The organism is Massilia sp. TWR1-2-2 (genome assembly GCF_049897565.1).
GTDB lineage: Bacteria > Pseudomonadota > Gammaproteobacteria > Burkholderiales > Burkholderiaceae_D > JAFCUW01.
The window spans coordinates 182,987-200,380 of the sequence record NZ_JAFCWM010000003.1 but is presented as its reverse complement, the minus strand read 5'-3'; the positions used below and the strand labels follow the sequence as shown (position 1 = coordinate 200,380).

General features: G+C 62.5%; 19 protein-coding genes. 15 read left to right on the top strand and 4 right to left on the bottom strand.

What is annotated here, in order from left to right:
- Positions 1–13 precede the first annotated feature (13 nt).
- The gene (locus tag ACP7DD_RS04490; RefSeq protein ID WP_426173506.1) at positions 14–1,381 is read right to left on the bottom strand and encodes a peptidoglycan DD-metalloendopeptidase family protein; all 1,368 of its coding nucleotides are present in this window, start codon (positions 1,379–1,381) and stop codon (positions 14–16) included.
- 158 nt (positions 1,382–1,539) lie between these two features.
- Here ACP7DD_RS04490 and tyrS point away from each other — a divergent pair, with 158 nt between their 5' ends.
- From tyrS to ruvB, 10 genes are all read left to right on the top strand, one after another.
- Positions 1,540–2,805 (top strand): tyrosine--tRNA ligase, encoded by a 1,266-nt coding sequence (gene tyrS, locus ACP7DD_RS04485; RefSeq protein WP_426173505.1) that lies wholly within the window; start codon positions 1,540–1,542, stop codon positions 2,803–2,805.
- On the top strand, positions 2,802–3,260 hold the full coding sequence (gene dtd, locus ACP7DD_RS04480) for a D-aminoacyl-tRNA deacylase (protein ID WP_426173504.1): 459 nt from the start codon (positions 2,802–2,804) through the stop codon (positions 3,258–3,260). The genes tyrS and dtd overlap by 4 nt, the downstream gene beginning before the upstream one ends.
- A gap of 49 nt (positions 3,261–3,309) precedes the next feature.
- Positions 3,310–3,972, top strand: a complete 663-nt coding sequence (locus tag ACP7DD_RS04475; RefSeq protein ID WP_426173503.1) for a YbhB/YbcL family Raf kinase inhibitor-like protein — start codon at positions 3,310–3,312, stop codon at positions 3,970–3,972.
- Between the two features lie 46 nt (positions 3,973–4,018).
- Positions 4,019–4,666 (top strand): histidine phosphatase family protein, encoded by a 648-nt coding sequence (locus tag ACP7DD_RS04470; protein WP_426173502.1) that lies wholly within the window; start codon positions 4,019–4,021, stop codon positions 4,664–4,666.
- A 73-nt stretch (positions 4,667–4,739) separates the two neighbouring features.
- Positions 4,740–5,765, top strand: coding sequence for a tRNA dihydrouridine synthase DusB (dusB, locus tag ACP7DD_RS04465; protein ID WP_426173501.1), 1,026 nt, complete (start codon positions 4,740–4,742; stop codon positions 5,763–5,765).
- A 91-nt stretch (positions 5,766–5,856) separates the two neighbouring features.
- A complete protein-coding gene (locus ACP7DD_RS04460) occupies positions 5,857–6,090 on the top strand; it encodes a helix-turn-helix domain-containing protein (RefSeq protein WP_099788229.1) in 234 nt (77 codons plus the stop codon).
- Positions 6,091–6,171: 81 nt separating this feature from the next.
- Positions 6,172–7,758, top strand: a complete 1,587-nt coding sequence (purH, locus tag ACP7DD_RS04455) for a bifunctional phosphoribosylaminoimidazolecarboxamide formyltransferase/IMP cyclohydrolase (RefSeq protein WP_426173500.1) — start codon at positions 6,172–6,174, stop codon at positions 7,756–7,758.
- Positions 7,759–8,050: 292 nt separating this feature from the next.
- Positions 8,051–8,587, top strand: a complete 537-nt coding sequence (gene ruvC / locus ACP7DD_RS04450) for a crossover junction endodeoxyribonuclease RuvC (RefSeq protein WP_426173499.1) — start codon at positions 8,051–8,053, stop codon at positions 8,585–8,587.
- A 24-nt stretch (positions 8,588–8,611) separates the two neighbouring features.
- Entirely contained in the window at positions 8,612–9,190 is a 579-nt protein-coding gene (gene ruvA / locus ACP7DD_RS04445; RefSeq protein ID WP_426173498.1) for a Holliday junction branch migration protein RuvA, read from the top strand.
- Between the two features lie 2 nt (positions 9,191–9,192).
- Positions 9,193–10,260: a Holliday junction branch migration DNA helicase RuvB gene (ruvB, locus tag ACP7DD_RS04440; protein ID WP_426173497.1), complete on the top strand. Its 1,068-nt coding sequence runs from the start codon at positions 9,193–9,195 to the stop codon at positions 10,258–10,260.
- Between the two features lie 9 nt (positions 10,261–10,269).
- Here ruvB and ACP7DD_RS04435 read toward each other — a convergent pair whose 3' ends face one another.
- On the bottom strand, positions 10,270–10,683 hold the full coding sequence (locus tag ACP7DD_RS04435; RefSeq protein WP_426173496.1) for a hypothetical protein: 414 nt from the start codon (positions 10,681–10,683) through the stop codon (positions 10,270–10,272).
- Positions 10,684–10,850: 167 nt separating this feature from the next.
- Between ACP7DD_RS04435 and ACP7DD_RS04430 the strand changes: the two genes are divergently transcribed.
- Positions 10,851–11,306, top strand: coding sequence for a YaiI/YqxD family protein (locus ACP7DD_RS04430; RefSeq protein WP_426173495.1), 456 nt, complete (start codon positions 10,851–10,853; stop codon positions 11,304–11,306).
- Positions 11,307–11,421: 115 nt separating this feature from the next.
- Here the strand turns inward: ACP7DD_RS04430 and ACP7DD_RS04425 are convergent, their stop codons facing one another.
- Together ACP7DD_RS04425 and ACP7DD_RS04420 are read right to left on the bottom strand one after the other, a co-directional pair.
- Positions 11,422–11,868: a DUF2147 domain-containing protein gene (locus ACP7DD_RS04425; RefSeq protein WP_426173589.1), complete on the bottom strand. Its 447-nt coding sequence runs from the start codon at positions 11,866–11,868 to the stop codon at positions 11,422–11,424.
- 25 nt (positions 11,869–11,893) lie between these two features.
- Complete coding sequence (locus ACP7DD_RS04420) at positions 11,894–14,701, bottom strand: valine--tRNA ligase (RefSeq protein ID WP_426173494.1); 2,808 nt, start codon at positions 14,699–14,701, stop codon at positions 11,894–11,896.
- 119 nt (positions 14,702–14,820) lie between these two features.
- Between ACP7DD_RS04420 and ACP7DD_RS04415 the strand changes: the two genes are divergently transcribed.
- From ACP7DD_RS04415 to ACP7DD_RS04400, 4 genes are all read left to right on the top strand, one after another.
- A complete protein-coding gene (locus ACP7DD_RS04415; RefSeq protein ID WP_426173493.1) occupies positions 14,821–15,444 on the top strand; it encodes a glutathione S-transferase family protein in 624 nt (207 codons plus the stop codon).
- 92 nt (positions 15,445–15,536) lie between these two features.
- Positions 15,537–16,172, top strand: coding sequence for an ANTAR domain-containing response regulator (locus ACP7DD_RS04410; protein ID WP_426173492.1), 636 nt, complete (start codon positions 15,537–15,539; stop codon positions 16,170–16,172).
- 301 nt (positions 16,173–16,473) lie between these two features.
- Entirely contained in the window at positions 16,474–16,959 is a 486-nt protein-coding gene (locus ACP7DD_RS04405) for a response regulator (RefSeq protein ID WP_426173491.1), read from the top strand.
- A complete protein-coding gene (locus tag ACP7DD_RS04400) occupies positions 16,956–17,354 on the top strand; it encodes a response regulator (protein ID WP_426173490.1) in 399 nt (132 codons plus the stop codon). The genes ACP7DD_RS04405 and ACP7DD_RS04400 overlap by 4 nt, the downstream gene beginning before the upstream one ends.
- Positions 17,355–17,394 lie beyond the last annotated feature (40 nt).

The window sequence follows — 17,394 nt, the reverse complement described above, 5'->3', positions numbered from 1 at the left end:
CGCGAACGATGAACTAGCGGGCTGCCATCGAGTTGCCGCCCGGGCGCAGCAGCGCGAAGCGGTGGGTCATGTCGGCTGCCGAACCCTTGAAGCGTGCCAGTTCGGCCGGCGTCAGCGGCGCCTGGGAGATCATGTTGATCGACGACGGATCGCGCGCTTCGTTGTTGACACGGAATTCGTAGTGCAGGTGGGCGCCGGTCGACCAGCCGGTCGAACCGACATAACCGATGATGTCGCCCTGGCTGATTTTCGTGCCCTTGCGCATGCCTGGTGCAAACCGGCTCATGTGGGCGTAGGCGGTGGTGTAGCTGGCCCAGTGCTTGACGACGACCATGTTGCCGTAGCCGCCGGAGACGCCGGCGAAGTCGATCACGCCATCGGCGGAGGCGCGGATCGGCGTGCCCAGTGCGGCGGCGTAGTCGATACCCTTGTGGGCTTTCCAGGCGCCGGAAATTGGATGGATGCGGTTCGAAAAGCCCGATGAAATGCGCGAGAACTCGAGTGGCGACTTGAGGAACGCCTTCTTCAGCGCCTTGCCGTCGAACGTGTAGTAGCCGCCGCGTTGCTTGCTGGTCGGGTCTTCGAACCAGACCGACTGATAGCTGACGCCGCGGTTGACGAATTCGCCGGCGAGGATGCGGCCGGTACGCACCATCTCGCCGTCTTGCCAGAACGTTTCATAGACCACATTGAAGCGGTCGCCGCGTTTCAGGTCGGTACGGAAGTCGATGCTGGTCGAGAACATCTCGATGATCTGGGCGACGATCGAGTCGGGCAGCTTGCCGCCGTCGGTGCTCGAATCGGTCGCCGAATACAGCGAATTGGTAATCTGGCGCGCACGCATTTCGATGCGCCGCTCGAGCTGGGGCGCCGATTCGAGGGCGACGAACTTGTCATCCTTGCGGGTGATCGAAATATTCTTGACCGGGTTGTCGTTGGCGTCGACCACGGTCGCGCGCAGCCACTGCAGCTCGCCGTCTTCGTCGGTCTTGGCCTGCACGCGCTTGCCGGTTTTGAGCTGCATGACACCCTTGGCGACCTTGTCGCTCTTGATGAAGGCGATCGCGCCCTGGTCATCGACACCGAGGCGATACAGCAGCGAGGCGAGCGAATCGCCTGGGCGCACTTTTTCTTCGTGGATGAATTGCTGTGGCTCTTGCTGGAGCGCGGAAATCTGGTCGGCCAGGTTCGGCAGTTCCAGGTCTTGGGCGATGGATTTGACTGGGACATCGGACGCATCCGGTGCCAATGGCGCGACGCCAGCGGCTCCGAATGCGCAAACTGCAAGGAAGATAGCGCTGGCGCTGATGATGCGCACCTTTCGCGTCGTTCCCAGCAGGCCGGTCCAGCGCTTACCTGTGATTTTGTGTGTAGGGTTCATGCAATCAGTTAAAATTTGCCGCTTGAACATCCAATGGATCACTACTTTTTCTTGTTATTGGTTTGATTAGTTTTCATTGGGCAACGTTAATAGGATCGGGCATTATAGCAAACTCTCGCGCCTGCCCCACTTTTTTGAAGATCAGTTGATAAGACCATATGACCACTTCCTCACCCTCCAAGAGCGCTGCCGCCGCGCCGGCTTCACCTGCGCTGCCGCTGACAGACAACGTGCGGGAAGCGCTTGCCATGATCAAACGCGGCGTCGACGAGCTGCTCATCGAGGCCGAATTCGCCCAAAAGCTTGCACGGTCTGAACGGAGCGGCAAGCCGCTGCGCATCAAACTTGGCCTGGACCCCACCGCGCCCGACCTGCACCTCGGCCACACGGTGGTATTGAACAAGATGCGCCAGTTGCAAAACCTGGGGCACCAGGTGATCTTCCTGATTGGCGACTTCACGTCGATGATCGGCGACCCTTCCGGCCGGAACATCACGCGCCCGCCGCTGACACGGGAACAAATTGAACTTAACGCGATGACTTACTTCAAGCAGGCATCGCTGGTACTTGATGCGTCACGCACGGAAATTCGCTACAACTCCGAGTGGTCCGATCCGCTCGGGGCGCGCGGCATGATCGAATTGTCATCGCGCTACACCGTGGCAAGAATGATGGAGCGCGACGATTTTACCAAGCGATTCAAGAGTGGGACTCCCATCAGCGTCCATGAGTTCCTTTATCCTTTGATGCAAGGCTATGATTCCGTCGCGTTGAAAGCAGACCTTGAGCTAGGTGGAACAGACCAGAAATTTAATTTGCTGGTGGGAAGGGAACTGCAGAAGGATTATGGCCAGGAACAGCAATGCATCCTGACCATGCCCTTGCTCGAAGGACTCGATGGCATCGAGAAGATGTCGAAGTCGAAAAACAATTACATCGGCATCACCGAGCCGGGCAACACCATGTTTGCCAAGCTGATGAGTATTTCCGACGTCATGATGTGGCGCTACTTCGAATTGCTGTCGTTCCGCTCGCTGGCCGACATCGCGGCATTGAAAAAGGCTGTCGCCGAAGGGATGAACCCGCGCGATGCCAAAGTGGCGCTGGCGCAGGAAATCGTCGAGCGTTTCCATTCGGCCCAGGCGGCTACCGACGCGCTGGCCGATTTCGTCAACCGTTCGAAGGGCGGCATCCCGGACGACGTGGCCGAACTGGCGCTGTCCGGTGCCCCGGTCGGCTTGCCGCAGCTGCTCAAGCAGGCCGGGCTGTGTGCGTCGACCTCGGAAGCGATGCGCATGGTCGACCAGGGCGGCGTGCGCATCGACGGCGTGGTGATCGCCGACAAGGCCCTCAAGCTCGACGCCGGCACGTTCGTGCTGCAGGTGGGCAAACGCAAGTTTGCCCGTGTGACGCTGTCGGCATGATCGGCCTGCTGCAACGGGTCAGCCAGGCCAGCGTGGTCGTCGATGGCGCCGAGATTGGCGCCATCGGCGCCGGCCTGCTGGTGCTGGTGTGCGCCGAAAAGGGCGATACCGAGAAGGAAGCCGACGTATTGCTGACTAAATTGCTGGCCTATCGGGTGTTCAGCGATGACGCAGGCAAGATGAACCGCAGCGTCGCCGACATCGGCGGCGCCCTGTTGCTGGTGCCGCAATTTACGCTGGCGGCGGACACCAATTCCGGCACGCGGCCGTCCTTTTCGCCGGCCGCCAGCCCGCAGGACGGCCTGAAGTTGTTCGAACATATGGTGCGCCGGGCGCGCGCTGCCCATGCTACGGTAGCAACGGGCCAGTTCGGCGCAGACATGAAAGTGTCGTTGATCAACGATGGGCCTGTCACGTTCTGGCTGCAAATCGCACCGGCGGCGCGCCTTGGTTGAAACTTCCGGCCTGCATCGCGGTCAATAGACCATAGGGCAGGAGACTGCAATGAGACTGTGGAGCGATACATTCACCGAGGGCGGCGTCATTCCGCCGGAATGCGCGTTTGCGCAGATCGAGCCGGCCACCCACGTGCGCTACGCCGCCAATCGCAATCCGCACCTGGGGTGGGACGAAGTTCCGTCCGGCGCCCAGTCGCTGGCGCTGTTTTGCCGCGATGTCGATGCGCCTGCCGTCAAGCAAGGCATGAACCAGGAAGGCAAGTTGCTGGCCGAGGATCTGCCGCGGGTCGATTTCTACCACTGGACGCTGGTCGATATCCCGGTGGCAATCAAGTCTCTGGGCGAAGGCAAGTTGTCCGAGATGGTCACGCCGCACGGCAAGCCTGGTCCGCTGTTGCCGTTCACTATTAAGAATGGCACCGAGCATCAGTTGCGCCAGGGGCTGAACGATTACACGGCCCTGTTTGCTGGCGATCCCGACATGGCGGGCGAGTATTTCGGCTATGACGGGCCATTCCCGCCGTGGAATGACCTGCGCCCGCATGCATACCTGTTCTGCCTGTACGCGCTGGATGTGCCGTTTCCGCTCGAAGGCAACTTTACCGGGCCGGAGGCGCGGCTGGCGATCCGCGGCCATATCCTCGACGAGGCCCAGGTGTTCGGGGTGTATTCGCTCAATCCGGAAGTGGCCGAATCGGTGGCAAAGTAAGCGCACCCAGGTCAAGCAGGGCGGTCAGGCTGGTATCATGGCGCCCATGCCGAACACCAACATCATCCTCATCCGCCACGGCGAAACTGCCTGGAACGCCGAACGCCGCCTGCAAGGTCATATCGACATCGCCCTCAACGCCGAAGGACTGCGCCAGGCCGCCGCGGTCGCTGGCGCGCTGGCCGGCGAGCATGTCGACGCCGTCTTTGCCAGCGACCTGCAGCGCGCGCTTCAGACGGCGCAGGCGGTCGCCGCCGCGCGCGGCATCACCGTCAGCCAGGATGCGGCGCTGCGCGAGCGCTGCTACGGCGGCTTCGAAGGCTTGCTGTATGCCGAGATCGAGCAGCGCTTCCCGGCTGAATTTGCCGCATGGCAGGCACGGGATGGCGACGCCTTGATGCCGGCCGGCGCCCGCTTGGCCGAAAGCTTCCGTCAGTTCTACGCCCGATCGGTAGCCGGCATCGTCGCCGCAGCGAATGCCCATCCGGGCGGCAACATCGTCGTCGTCGCCCACGGCGGCGTGCTCGAGTGCGCCTACCGGGCCGCGCTCGACCTGTCGCTGGAGACGCCGCGCAATTTTCCGGTCCTGAATGCCAGCATCAACCGCTTCACGGTGCAGGGCGGCATGCTGGCGCTGGCGAGCTGGGGCGAAGTGGCACACCTGAGGCCACGCCCGCTCGACGAGTTATCGTAACAAAATAGTGCTTATTATTTGAGCAGTAGATCGGTTAAGATAACGGGTTCCGTCCTCTCTTTTTTTATCTCCAGTGCAAATCGGCCCGTACTTGCTGCGCAATAATGTATTCGTCGCTCCGATGGCGGGCGTCACGGACCGCCCGTTCCGCCAGCTGTGCAAGCAGCTCGGCGCCGGCTATGCCGTGTCGGAGATGGCCGCGTCCAATCCACGCCTGTGGGCGACCGAGAAAAGTTCGCGCCGTACCGACCACGCCGGCGAGATGGAGCCGAAAGCGGTGCAGATCGCCGGCGCCGATCCGCAGGACCTGGCCGACTGCGCCAAATTCAACGTCGAGCGCGGCGCCCAGATCATCGACATCAACATGGGGTGCCCGGTCAAAAAGGTCTGCAACAGCTGGTGCGGTTCGGCCCTGCTGCAAAACGAAAGCCTGGTCGAACGCATCCTCGATGCGGTCGTCGGCGCCGTCGACGTGCCGGTGACGTTGAAGTTTCGTACCGGCTGGAACCGTGAAAACAAGAACGCGTTGCGCATTGCCCGCATTGCCGAGCAGGCCGGCATCCAGATGCTGACCTTGCATGGTCGCACCCGCGCCGACGGCTACTCCGGCGACGCCGAGTACGACACCATTGCCGCGGTCAAGGCCGCCGTGGAGATTCCAGTGGTGGCCAACGGCGACATCACCACCCCCGAAAAAGCGCGCGACGTGCTGGCCTATACCGGCGCCGATGCGGTGATGATCGGCCGGGCCGCGCAGGGGCGGCCGTGGATCTGCCGCGAGATCGATCATTTTTTGCGCACCGGCACCTACTTGCCGGCGCCGATGGTGGCGGAAGTGCGCGGCCTGATGCACGAGCACCTGGAAGCGCACTACGCGTTCTACGGCGAGTTCCTCGGCGTGCGCACCGCGCGCAAGCACATCGGCTGGTACGTGCGCGAACTGGAGGGCGGCGAGACGTTCCGTCGCCAGATGAACCTGCTGGAATCGACCGCCGACCAGCTGGCCGCGCTCGACCAGTTCTTCGAATCGCAACACAGACTCGGCGAGCGGTTACAATACCGGCCCGCCAGCGTGGTTGACGAGGCCCTTGCCGCGTAGGAAAAGGGCAAGCACAAAACAAGAATTATGGGACGAACGCTGCCTCAAGAGCAGCGGCGACAACATTAATCAGCCGGATGAAGTAGAAAAAATGAGCAAAGAAAGTATCCAGGAAGTTATCCAGAAAAGTCTTGAAGAGTATTTCAACGACCTGGGCGAACAGCAAGCATCGAACATTTACGACATGGTCGTCCTCACTGTCGAGAAGCCGATCCTCGAGGTGGTGATGCTGCGCGCGGAGGGCAACCAGTCGCACGCGGCGCAAATGCTGGGCATCAACCGCAACACCTTGCGCAAGAAACTGCAAGAACACGGGCTGCTGTAAAGCGCCGGCGCCGACGGTGGGGCGCGGTCGTTCGCGCCCATCGCGGCTGAACACCGAATCCTCATCAACCGGGCCACTCCCATGATCACACAAGCTTTGATTTCCGTTTCCGACAAGACCGGCGTGCTGGACTTTGCACGCGCGCTTTCCGCCATGGGCGTCAACATTTTGTCGACTGGCGGCACCGCTAAATTGCTGGCCGAAAACGGCGTTGCCGTCACCGAAGTGGCCGACTACACCGGCTTTCCGGAAATGCTCGATGGCCGCGTCAAGACGCTGCACCCGAAGGTGCATGGCGGCATCCTGGCGCGGCGCGACTTTCCCGATCACGTCGCCAAGCTCGCCGAGCACAACATTCCGGCGATTGATATGGTGGTGGTCAACCTGTATCCATTCCAGCAAGCTGTCGCCAAGGACAGCTGCACCCTGGAAGATGCGATCGAGAACATCGACATCGGCGGACCGACGATGCTGCGCTCGGCTGCCAAGAACCACAAGGACGTCGTGGTGGTGTGCGACCCGGCCGACTACGGCCTGGTGCTGGCCGAAATGAAGGGCACCTCGGCGGCGGCCGGCACGGTCAGCTATGACACCAAGTTCATGCTCGCCAAGAAAGTGTTCGCCCATACCGCGCAGTACGACGGCGCCATCACCAACTACCTGACAAGCCTGGGCGAAGACAAGGCGCACGCAACGCGCGCTGCCTATCCGCAAGTGCTGAACATGACGTTCGACAAGGTGCAGGACATGCGCTACGGCGAGAACCCGCACCAGTCGGCCGCCTTTTACCGCGACCTGCAGCCGGCCACCGGCGCGCTGGCCAACTACAAGCAGCTGCAGGGCAAGGCGCTGTCGTACAACAATATCGCCGATGCCGATGCCGCGTGGGAATGCGTCAAGTCGCTGGGCGGGCTCGGCCAGCCGGCCGGCTGTGTCATCGTCAAGCACGCCAATCCATGCGGCGTCGCAATCGGCACCGATGCGGCGGACGCCTACGGCCGCGCGCTGCAGACCGATCCGACCTCGGCGTTTGGCGGCATCATTGCTTTCAATGTCGAAGTCGACGCGCGCACCGCGGCCGAGATCGCCAAGCTGTTCGTGGAAGTGTTGATCGCGCCGTCGTTCAGTGCCGAAGCGCTGCAATTGATGGCGGCCAAGCAGAACGTGCGCCTGTTGCAGATCCCGCTCGGCGACGGCAACAACCCGTTCGACGTCAAGCGAGTCGGCGGCGGCCTGCTGGTGCAGACGCCGGATGCCAGGAACGTTGGCCTGGGCGAACTGCGCGTGGTCACCAAGGCGCAACCGTCCCAGCAGCAACTGCAGGACATGATGTTTGCCTGGCGCGTTGCCAAGTTCGTCAAGTCGAACGCGATCGTCTTCTGCGCCAACGGCATGACCTTGGGCGTTGGCGCTGGCCAGATGAGCCGGATCGATTCGGCCCGGATTGCCTCGATCAAGGCGCAGAATGCCGGCCTGACGCTGGCGGGCTCGGCAGTGGCATCCGATGCCTTCTTCCCGTTTCGTGACGGCCTCGACGTCGTGGTCGATGCCGGCGCGACCTGCGTGATCCATCCGGGCGGCTCGATGCGCGACCAGGAAGTGATCGACGCTGCCGACGAGCGCGGCGTGGTGATGCTCTACACCGGCGCCCGCCATTTCCGCCACTGATCCTAAAAACTGGTGTCAGGTCTGACAATCGGACATTTCACCGGCTAAACGCTGGTGTCAGGTCTCTTAAGCAAACACCATAAGAGTGGAGCTTCCTTGAACCAGCAGTAATAAAGGTGTTTGCTTCGGGGCGATCTTCGGCGCCCGCCGCCGATTATTGCGCTGACATTCGAACATTTGAAGAGCCAAATGTCCGAATGTCAGACCTGACACCGGAACTTGACTGCTGAAAAGCCTGTGTTTTTGCACAGTATTTTCACACGAACGTTGCCGACCGGTATAACATTCGTCCATGATAATTCTTGGCATTGACCCCGGGCTGCGCACCACCGGATTCGGGGTGATCGAAAAGCATGGCAGCAAGCTGCGCTATATCGCTTCCGGCACCATCAAGACCGGCAGCGAGAGCGCGTTGCCGCCGCGCCTGAAGGTCATCTTCGCCGGGATCGCCCAGCTTATCCGCACCTACAATCCCGACTGTGCCGCGATCGAGAAGGTGTTCGCTAACGTCAATCCGCAGTCAACCTTGCTGCTCGGCCAGGCGCGCGGCGCCGCCATCACGGCGCTCGTCGGCGGCGACCTCGACGTGGCCGAATACACCGCGCTGCAAGTCAAGCAGGCCGTCACCGGCACCGGCAAGGCGGAAAAAGCCCAGGTGCAGGACATGGTCGCGCGCCTGCTGGTGCTGCCGGGCCTGCCAGGAACCGATGCCGCCGACGCGCTCGGCGTTGCCATTTGCCACGCCAACAGCCATGATGCGCTGGCGCTGATCGGCGCGCTGGCGCCAGCCCTCGGCGGCCTGCGCATGAAGCGCGGCCGCCTGGTCTAACCAACTACATATAGAAGGCTATCGATGATCGGTCGCATCTCCGGAATCCTGCTCGAAAAAAATCCGCCGCAACTGCTGGTCGATTGCAATGGCGTCGGCTATGAAGTCGATGTGCCGATGAGCACTTATTACAACTTGCCGGGCCTCGGCGAGAAAGTAACGCTGTTCACCCACCAGGCGATCCGTGAGGATGCGCACCTGCTGTTCGGCTTCGGCAACGCGGCTGAACGCAGCGTGTTCCGCCAGCTGATCAAGATCACTGGCGTCGGCGCACGCACCGCACTGTCGATCCTGTCGGGCATGACGATCGCCGACCTGGCGCAGGCGGTGACGCTGCAGGAAGCGGGCCGGCTGGTCAAGGTTCCCGGAATCGGCAAAAAAACCGCCGAGCGGCTGCTGCTGGAGCTGAAGGGCAAGCTCGGCGCGGACCTCGGCGCCGGCGGCGGCGTGGTCCACAACGACGCCGAATCGGACATTCTCAACGCGCTGCTGGCTTTGGGGTATTCTGACAAGGAGGCGCTGGCCGCCATCAAGAATATGCCGGCGAGCAGTACCGTCTCCGACGGCATCAAGTTCGCGCTGAAGGCGTTAAGTAAAGGGTAGCAATGAGTATTCAGACCGACGACTTCACCGCGCAGCGCATCATTGCCGCCACGCCCGCTTCGCCCAACGAAGAGGCGATCGAGCGCGCGCTGCGCCCCAAGCATCTCGACGAATACGTCGGCCAGGAAAAAATCCGCGGCCAGCTTGAGATCTTCATTTCGGCCGCGCGCAAGCGCAAGGAAGCGCTCGACCACACCTTGCTGTTCGGCCCGCCCGGCCTGGGCAAGACCACGCTGGCGCACATCATCGCGCGCGAGATGGGCGTCAGCCTGCGCCAGACGTCCGGTCCGGTGCTCGAGCGCCCCGGCGACCTGGCGGCAATCCTGACCAACCTGGAAGCGAACGACGTCCTTTTCATCGACGAAATCCACCGTCTGTCGCCCATCGTCGAGGAAATCCTGTACCCGGCGCTGGAAGACTACCAGATCGATATCATGATCGGCGAAGGCCCGGCCGCGCGCTCGGTCAAGCTCGACCTGCAGCCGTTCACCCTGGTCGGCGCCACGACGCGCGCCGGCATGCTGACCAATCCGCTGCGCGACCGCTTCGGCATTGTCGCCCGGCTCGAGTTCTACAATGCCCAGGAGCTGGCGCGCATCGTCACCCGCAGCGCCTCGCTGCTCTGTGCGCCGATCGTCGACGATGGCGCGCGCGAAATTGCCTTGCGCGCGCGCGGGACGCCGCGCATCGCCAACCGGCTGCTGCGCCGGGTGCGCGACTACGCAGAAGTGAAGGGCAACGGCGAAATCACCAAGGCGATGGCGGACGCCGCGCTGGTAATGCTGGACGTCGATTCGGTCGGCTTCGATGTGATGGACCGCAAGTTGCTCGAAGCGGTGCTGTTCAAGTTCGGCGGCGGGCCGGTCGGCATCGGCAACCTGGCCGCGGCGATCGGCGAGGAAAGCGACACCATTGAAGATGTGCTCGAGCCATTTCTGATCCAGCAGGGATATTTGCAGAGGACGCCGCGCGGCAGGATCGCCACACCGCTGGCGTACCGGCACTTCGGGGTGGCGGCGCCGCGCACCAGCCCGACGGGCGACTTGTGGGACGCCTTGCCGGACCGGTAAGACGCGCCGTTACGCTTCGACGATGGTGGCGGACGGATCACGCGGGCGCAGGCGCCGGTGCTGCGGACCGCGCCGGCCGGGATAGACGAAGCCGATAAACAGCAAGATAGAGCAGAACAGTAACGGACCGATCATCCACACTTCCACCGGCGTCTTGTCGAGCATCAGCACGCCGATGCTGCCGAGGATCGGAAAGCCGAGCAATACGGCGGCGAGCATGCGGGCTCGGCGCGACCGTTTCATGCGGTTGCCGGCGACGCCGACCAGGAAGAAACCCGAAGAGAGCACGGCGATGATGATGCATCCACCAATGACGTTGAGGACGTCGCTGCCGCGCTGCGGGGCGTCCGGCAGCAGGATGAACGGCGCACCCATCAGGATGACTGTCCCGATCAGGAACGACACACATCGAAGTAATATCATGACGGCTCCAAGGTTTGACCTTGCTTTAGATAACAAATAGTTGCGCAAATGCCAGCGGAATTTTCTAACGATAACACAGCCGGACATTTTCCGAAAGGCAATTGCCGTTACGACATTTTGACAACACTATCATGCCAAATGCGTATCGATCTGATGGCGGCAACGCGATGCAAATCTGGGTCGATGCCGATGCATGCCCGCTGGTGTGCAAAGAGATTTTATTCCGCGTGGCGGAGCGCCGGCAACTGACTGTGACGCTGGTAGCGAACCAGCTGATGCGGGTGCCGGGCTCGCGCTGGATCCGCGCGCTGCAGGTGAGCGCCGGCGCCGATGTGGCCGACCTCGAAATCGTGCGCCTGCTGGCACCCGGCGACCTGGTGGTGACGGCCGACATTCCGCTGGCCAGCCTGGTGCTGGAAAAGGGCGGATACGCGCTCAATCCGCGCGGTGAGTTCTACACGGTAGACAACATTTGCCAGCATTTGTCGATGCGGGCGTTCATGGAACAGTTGCGCAGCGGCGGGGTCGATACCGGTGGGCCGGCGCCTTATGCGAACGCGGAGCGGCAAAACTTTGCGAATCGGCTGGACCGGCACCTGGCCAAGGCGCTCACCGGCCGATAGCAACGCAACCTGGCTCGTATTAAAAAACCGTCATCCTCGCGACAGCGGGGACCTATGCCGAGCTTGCTCAGCGTAGGTCCCCGCTTCGAGACAGGACAGTGTATCGGGCCTGCTGTTACGGCTCGCGCACCCAGGTCTGCGAACGGCCAAACATTGGCGCGCCGACATAGCCGCGCACTTCCAGCTTCTTGCCGCCATCTTTCAGCGTCGCCTTGCTGCGGTACACCTTGCCGTTGGCCGGGTCGAGGATCTCGCCGCCGCTGTACGCGTCGCCGTCTTTCTTCAAGCCCGACAAGATCATCATGCCGACCATCGGCTGATCCTTGCGCGCGCCGTCGCACTTGTCGCACTTCGGATTTTGCTCCTGGTCGGCCGGGCGGAACAGTTTTTCAATGCGGCCTTCCAGCTGTCCCTGGTTATCGGTGATGCGGATCATCGCCTTCGGCTTGCCGGTTTCGTCGTCGATGCTTTTCCACATTCCCACCGGCGAGGCGTCTTGCGCCCACGCCGATGGAACCGCGAGCACCGCGGCGATCAGGCCAGCTTGTATCAGTTTGCGCATCATTTTTTGTCTCCGTTGTTGTTGATTAGGCAGCAGGAAGTTTAGCAAACTGTTCACGTAACTTGTCGATAGTTGCAGAAAAATTGAGCAAACGCTCATTTTCCTGCGCCACCACGGCGGCCGGCGCGCGGGCGACGAAACTGTCGTTGCCCAGCTTGCCGTTGACCTTGGCGATTTCGCCTTCGATGCGGACGATTTCTTTCGACAGCCGCTCGCGCTCGGCGGCAACGTCGATCTCGACCTTGAGCATGAGCTTGGTGGTGCCGACGATCGATACCGCGGCCGGCGACTCCGGCAGCGCATCGACGATCTGCACTTCCGATAGCTTGCCGAGCGCCTGCACATACCGCGCGAAGCTGTGCAGCTGCGCCTTGCCGGCGGCATCGGCCGCTTCGACGATCAGCGGCACCCGCACCGACGGCGAGATCTGCATTTCGCCGCGCAAGTTGCGGGTGGCGTCGGTCAGCGCCTTGAGTTGCACCATCCACGCCTCGGCCGATTCGTCGATGAGCGCCAGGTTCGCCTGCGGATACGGCTGGCGCATGACGGAGTCGCCGGCAGGATCGACCTTCTTGCCGGCCAGCGGCGCGACGGTCTGCCACAACGCTTCGGTGACGAACGGAATGATCGGATGGGCCAGGCGCAGGATCACTTCGAGTACGCGCAGCAAGGTATTGCGGGTGGCGCGCTGCTGGCCTTCGGTGCCGTGCTGGACCTGGACTTTCGCCACTTCGAGGTACCAGTCGCAATACTCGTCCCAGACGAACTTGTAGATCGTCGCGGCGATGTTGTCGAAGCGGTAGTCGTCGAAGCCCTTGGCGACGTCCTGCTCGGCGCGCTGCAGCATGGAAAGGATCCAGCGGTCGGCCTGCGACAGGTCGGCGTCGCTGGCGCTGCAATCCTTGTCTTCCGTATTCATCAGCACGAAACGGGTCGCGTTCCACATCTTGTTGCAGAAGTTGCGGTAGCCTTCGGCGCGGCCCAGGTCGAAGTTGATGTTGCGTCCCAGCGAAGCGTAGCTGGCCATCGTGAAGCGCACGGCGTCGGTGCCGTAGGCAGCGATGCCTTCCGGGAATTCCTTGCGCGTTGCCTTTTCGATCTTGGCGGCGTCTTTCGGGTTCATCAGGCCGGTGGTGCGCTTGGCAACGAGTTCCTCGATGCCGATGCCGTCGATCAGGTCGATCGGGTCGAGCGTGTTGCCTTTCGACTTGGACATCTTCTGGCCGGACGAATCGCGCACCAGGCCGTGCACGTACACGGTCTCGAACGGCACCTTGCCGGTGAAGTGGGTGGTCATCATCACCATCCGCGCGACCCAGAAGAAGATGATGTCGAAGCCGGTCACCAGCACCGACGACGGCAAAAACATCTTCATGTCCGGCGTTTCTTCCGGCCAGCCCATGGTCGAGAACGGCACGAGCGCCGACGAGAACCAGGTATCGAGCACGTCGTTGTCGCGGCGCAGGGCGCCGGTGACACCGGCCGCCTTGGCTTTTTGCTGGGCTTCTTCCTCGCTGCGGGCAACGATGATGTTGCCGGCGTCGTCATACCACGCCGGGATGCGGTGGCCCCACCATAACTGGCGCGACACGCACCAATCCTGGATGTTACCGAGCCACTGGTTGTAGGTGGTGCTCCAGTTTTCCGGCACGAACTTGATTTCGCCGTTGGCCACTTTCTCGAGCGCCACTTCGGCGATCGACTTGCCGGGGAAGAGGGTGCCTTCCGGCGCAGGTTTGCTCATTGCCACGAACCACTGGTCGGTCAGCATCGGCTCGATGACGACGCCGGTACGGTCGCCGCGCGGCACTTGCAGCTTGTGCGGCTTGACTTCCTGCAGCAGGCCGAGCGCGTCGAGGTCGGCGACGATCTGCTTGCGCGCGGCGAAGCGGTCCATGCCGCGGTAGGCTTCCGGCGCCTCATCGCTGATCTTGGCGTCGAGTGTGAGCACGCAAATCATCGGCAACTTGTTGCGCTGGCCGACGGCATAGTCGTTGAAGTCGTGCGCCGGCGTGATTTTCACGCAACCGGTGCCGAATTCCTTGTCGGCATACTCGTCGGCGATAAGCGGAATCTGGCGGCCGGTCAGCGGTAAATTCAACATCTTGCCGACGTGCGCGGTGTAGCGCTCATCGGTCGGATCGACCGCGACGGCGACGTCGCCGAGCAGCGTTTCTGGACGGGTGGTGGCGACGGTGACGTGGCCGCTGTCGTCCGCGAACGGATAGCGGATGTACCACATGAAGCCATCTTCTTCTTCCTGCGCCACTTCGAGGTCGGACACGGCCGTGCCGAGCACCGGATCCCAGTTGACCAGGCGCTTGCCGCGGTAGATCAAGCCTTGCTCGAACAAACGGACAAACACTTCGGTGACCACTTTCGAGCGCGGCTCGTCCATCGTGAAGTATTCGCGCGCCCAGTCGGGCGACGTGCCCATGCGGCGCATCTGGCCGGTGATGATGTTGCCCGACTTCTCTTTCCACTCCCACACCTTCTCGACGAACTTCTCGCGGCCGAGGTCGTGGCGCGAAATGTTCTGCGCATCGAGCTGGCGTTCGACAACGATCTGGGTGGCGATGCCGGCGTGGTCGGTACCTGGAATCCACGCTGTGTTGTGGCCGCGCATGCGGTAGTAGCGGGTCAGGCCATCCATGATGGTCTGGTTAAAAGCGTGCCCCATGTGCAGGGTGCCGGTCACGTTCGGTGGCGGCAGCTGAATGCTGAACGACGGTTTGTCGGCGTCGGTGGTGGCGGCGAAGTAGCCGCGCTGTTCCCACTCGTTGCGCCAGAACTGTTCAATATCGGCTGGCTCGAAAGACTTGGCTAATTCCATGGTGTGGGCTGGGCATTTGGAGAAAACAAACATTATAGATGACAGGGGCTGACGTTGCGCCGCCGGCCCCGGCTCTTTTTGCTGGGTGACCCCGGCAAAATTTTGCGGCACAATATTGCATGCTAAAAATTCTTGGAAAACCGACCTCGATCAACGTCCGCAAGGTGCTGTGGACTTGCGCCGAACTGAACTTGCCGTACCAGTTGGAAGCGTGGGGCGACGGCCAGCTTGCCACCGATGCGCCCCAGTTTATTGCGCTCAACCCGAATGCGATGGTGCCGGTGCTCGTCGATGACGCCACCGTGCTGTGGGAATCGAACACGATTTGCCGCTATCTGTGCGCAGAGTATGGTGACGGCCTATTGCTGCCGGCGGCGCCACGCCGGCGCGCACTGGTCGAGCAATGGATGGACTGGCAGGCAACCGAACTCAACACTGCCTGGCGCTACGCCTTCATGGCGTTGGTGCGGCGCAGCGCCGCCCACGCCGATGAGCGCCAGGTGGCGGCCAGCTGCGCCAGCTGGAACCGGCTGCTCGGCATACTCGACCAGCGCGTCGGCGCAACCGGCGCCTTCGTGGCCGGCGATAATTTTACCGTGGCCGACATCGTGCTGGGCGTGTCGATCAATCGCTGGCTGATGACGCCGCTGGAGCGTCCGGCATACGCGGCGCTGGCCGCGTACTACCAGCGCCTGAGCGCGCGTGCCGGCTTCGCCAGGTTCTGCGCCAACGGCATGCCGTGAGCGACGAACTGCCCGGCAACGGATAAATGCCCGGTCCGCCGCGCACACCGTATAATTATTTTTCCGTCCGGACTTTGACTGTATCCTAAAAAATGACCACAGCCACCCACGCCAAACGCTTGATCCTGCTCGTCGATGACGACACCCTGCTGCTCGAGTTCCTTGCCACCATCCTTGGCCATGCCGGCTATGAAACGGTGTGCGCCAATTCCGCCGCCGAAGCCATCCGCCGTATCGAAGCGCGCGAACCCGACATGGCGATGCTCGACATCACCATGCCTGGCATGTCCGGCATGGAACTGGCGCGCCACTTGCAAGAGAACACGTCGGTGCCGTTCATGTTCCTGTCGGCCAATGTCGATGGCGACGTCGCCCGCCAGGCCGCCACCTACGGCGCGGTCGGCTTCGTCGTCAAGCCGGTCGACGCCGCGCGCCTGATGCCGGCGTTCGAAGCAAGCCTGGCGCGCGCCGACGAGATCCGCCAGCTGCGCCGCACCGAAGTGAACCTGAACGCGGCGCTGGCGGCGGGGCGCGAAACGAGCCTGGCGGTCGGCCTGCTGATGGGCCGCTTCCACACCGACCGCAACACCGCCTTCGAGGTGCTGCGCGACCATGCGCGCTCGAGCCGGCGCAAGATCAACGAGGTAGCCGACCAGTTGCTGGCGGCCGAAGAAGTGCTCAACAGCCTGAACGCCGGCTTTGCCAGCCGCGTCAAGGCGCCGAAGTAGGGCGCTCGCCCGGGCAGCGATATTGCCGTCCTGGCCATCAAATATAAATGGTGCACCGCAATCGTGCGACGCATTCTGGGTTATACTTGCCGCTAGGGAATTCCTTGAATTTCCCCGACATGTAACCCTGCCGGACATCGCTGCTCGTTACACGCTTTCCAGCGCCGCCTCCCCCCTGCGGCCGACTTAATTTGCCGGCCCCGCTCCGCCGATCCCATTTCCGGACTGTCTTATTCGTCGCACCACGCGCACGCGTTCGCCTCCGGATGTCAATCGTATTGGTACCCTGAAGGAGGTCGGCATGAAAGCGACTGGAATATTTTTAAACCGCTATCCCGGGCGCGACATCGCGGCAGCGCCGCTGGGCGACACTTACATGCCTGTCGCCGGCGCAGCGGCCGTTGCCGCGCCAATCGAGCGCGCCGGCTTAGCGGTGCCGCACATCTTGCATATCGACCGCGACAGTGGCTCCGCGCAGCACGTGGCCGCGCTGCTGACGCCGGAAGCGCGCGTGACCCACGTGCAGACGCTCGCCGGTGCGCGCCAGCTGAACCAGCATATCTTTTCGGCGGTCGTCATCGACCCCGACCTGCCCGACGGCAACGCGGCCGATTTGCTGCCGGCGCTTGGCGCCGTTCCGCTGCTCGTGTATTCGGCGCGCCAGCCGGCCTGGCGCGAGCGATCCGGCGTGTACCTGGCCAAGCCATGGGCCACCGCGCCAACTGTGGACCGCGATCGCGACGCTGCTTGGCATCGCCACCCCAACTTGCGCAGGAGCTTGAGATGATCGACACCGACCTGAGAACCATCCTGTACGTCGAGGACGACCTGCACGTGCGCACCACCGCCAAGCTGGTGCTTGAAGTGATCGGCAAATTCGTTGTGCGCGAGTGTTGTTCTGGCCGCGAAGCACTGGTCGCCGCTGAAAACTTTTACCCCGACCTGATCCTGCTCGACGTCATGATGCCCGACCTTGACGGCCTCGCTACGCTGAGCTTGCTGCGCGGCATGCCGCACCTGGCCGACACGCCGGCGCTGTTCGTCACCAGCCTGACTGCACCGGACGACATCGAACGCTACCTCGACGTCGGCGCTATCGGCGTGATTCCGAAGCCGCTGGTACCGCTGCGCCTGGCCGGACAGGTTCATGAATTCTGGGAGCGCCGCCCGCAGCCGGCCTGACACGGATCGCGCCCGTGGCTGTTATCATGAAGGCACTTTA

Coding starts and splice junctions, on each gene's coding strand:
- ACP7DD_RS04405 (WP_426173491.1), top strand. CDS start 16,474: ATGAAAGCGACTGGAATATTTTTAAACCGCTATCCCGGGCGCGACATC.
- ACP7DD_RS04410 (WP_426173492.1), top strand. CDS start 15,537: ATGACCACAGCCACCCACGCCAAACGCTTGATCCTGCTCGTCGATGAC.
- ACP7DD_RS04490 (WP_426173506.1), bottom strand. CDS start 1,381: ATGAACCCTACACACAAAATCACAGGTAAGCGCTGGACCGGCCTGCTG.
- ACP7DD_RS04435 (WP_426173496.1), bottom strand. CDS start 10,683: ATGATATTACTTCGATGTGTGTCGTTCCTGATCGGGACAGTCATCCTG.
- ruvB (WP_426173497.1), top strand. CDS start 9,193: ATGAGTATTCAGACCGACGACTTCACCGCGCAGCGCATCATTGCCGCC.
- ACP7DD_RS04415 (WP_426173493.1), top strand. CDS start 14,821: ATGCTAAAAATTCTTGGAAAACCGACCTCGATCAACGTCCGCAAGGTG.
- purH (WP_426173500.1), top strand. CDS start 6,172: ATGATCACACAAGCTTTGATTTCCGTTTCCGACAAGACCGGCGTGCTG.
- ACP7DD_RS04420 (WP_426173494.1), bottom strand. CDS start 14,701: ATGGAATTAGCCAAGTCTTTCGAGCCAGCCGATATTGAACAGTTCTGG.
- ruvC (WP_426173499.1), top strand. CDS start 8,051: ATGATAATTCTTGGCATTGACCCCGGGCTGCGCACCACCGGATTCGGG.
- ACP7DD_RS04470 (WP_426173502.1), top strand. CDS start 4,019: ATGCCGAACACCAACATCATCCTCATCCGCCACGGCGAAACTGCCTGG.
- ruvA (WP_426173498.1), top strand. CDS start 8,612: ATGATCGGTCGCATCTCCGGAATCCTGCTCGAAAAAAATCCGCCGCAA.
- ACP7DD_RS04460 (WP_099788229.1), top strand. CDS start 5,857: ATGAGCAAAGAAAGTATCCAGGAAGTTATCCAGAAAAGTCTTGAAGAG.
- ACP7DD_RS04475 (WP_426173503.1), top strand. CDS start 3,310: ATGAGACTGTGGAGCGATACATTCACCGAGGGCGGCGTCATTCCGCCG.
- ACP7DD_RS04430 (WP_426173495.1), top strand. CDS start 10,851: ATGCAAATCTGGGTCGATGCCGATGCATGCCCGCTGGTGTGCAAAGAG.
- ACP7DD_RS04400 (WP_426173490.1), top strand. CDS start 16,956: ATGATCGACACCGACCTGAGAACCATCCTGTACGTCGAGGACGACCTG.
- tyrS (WP_426173505.1), top strand. CDS start 1,540: ATGACCACTTCCTCACCCTCCAAGAGCGCTGCCGCCGCGCCGGCTTCA.
- ACP7DD_RS04425 (WP_426173589.1), bottom strand. CDS start 11,868: ATGCGCAAACTGATACAAGCTGGCCTGATCGCCGCGGTGCTCGCGGTT.
- dtd (WP_426173504.1), top strand. CDS start 2,802: ATGATCGGCCTGCTGCAACGGGTCAGCCAGGCCAGCGTGGTCGTCGAT.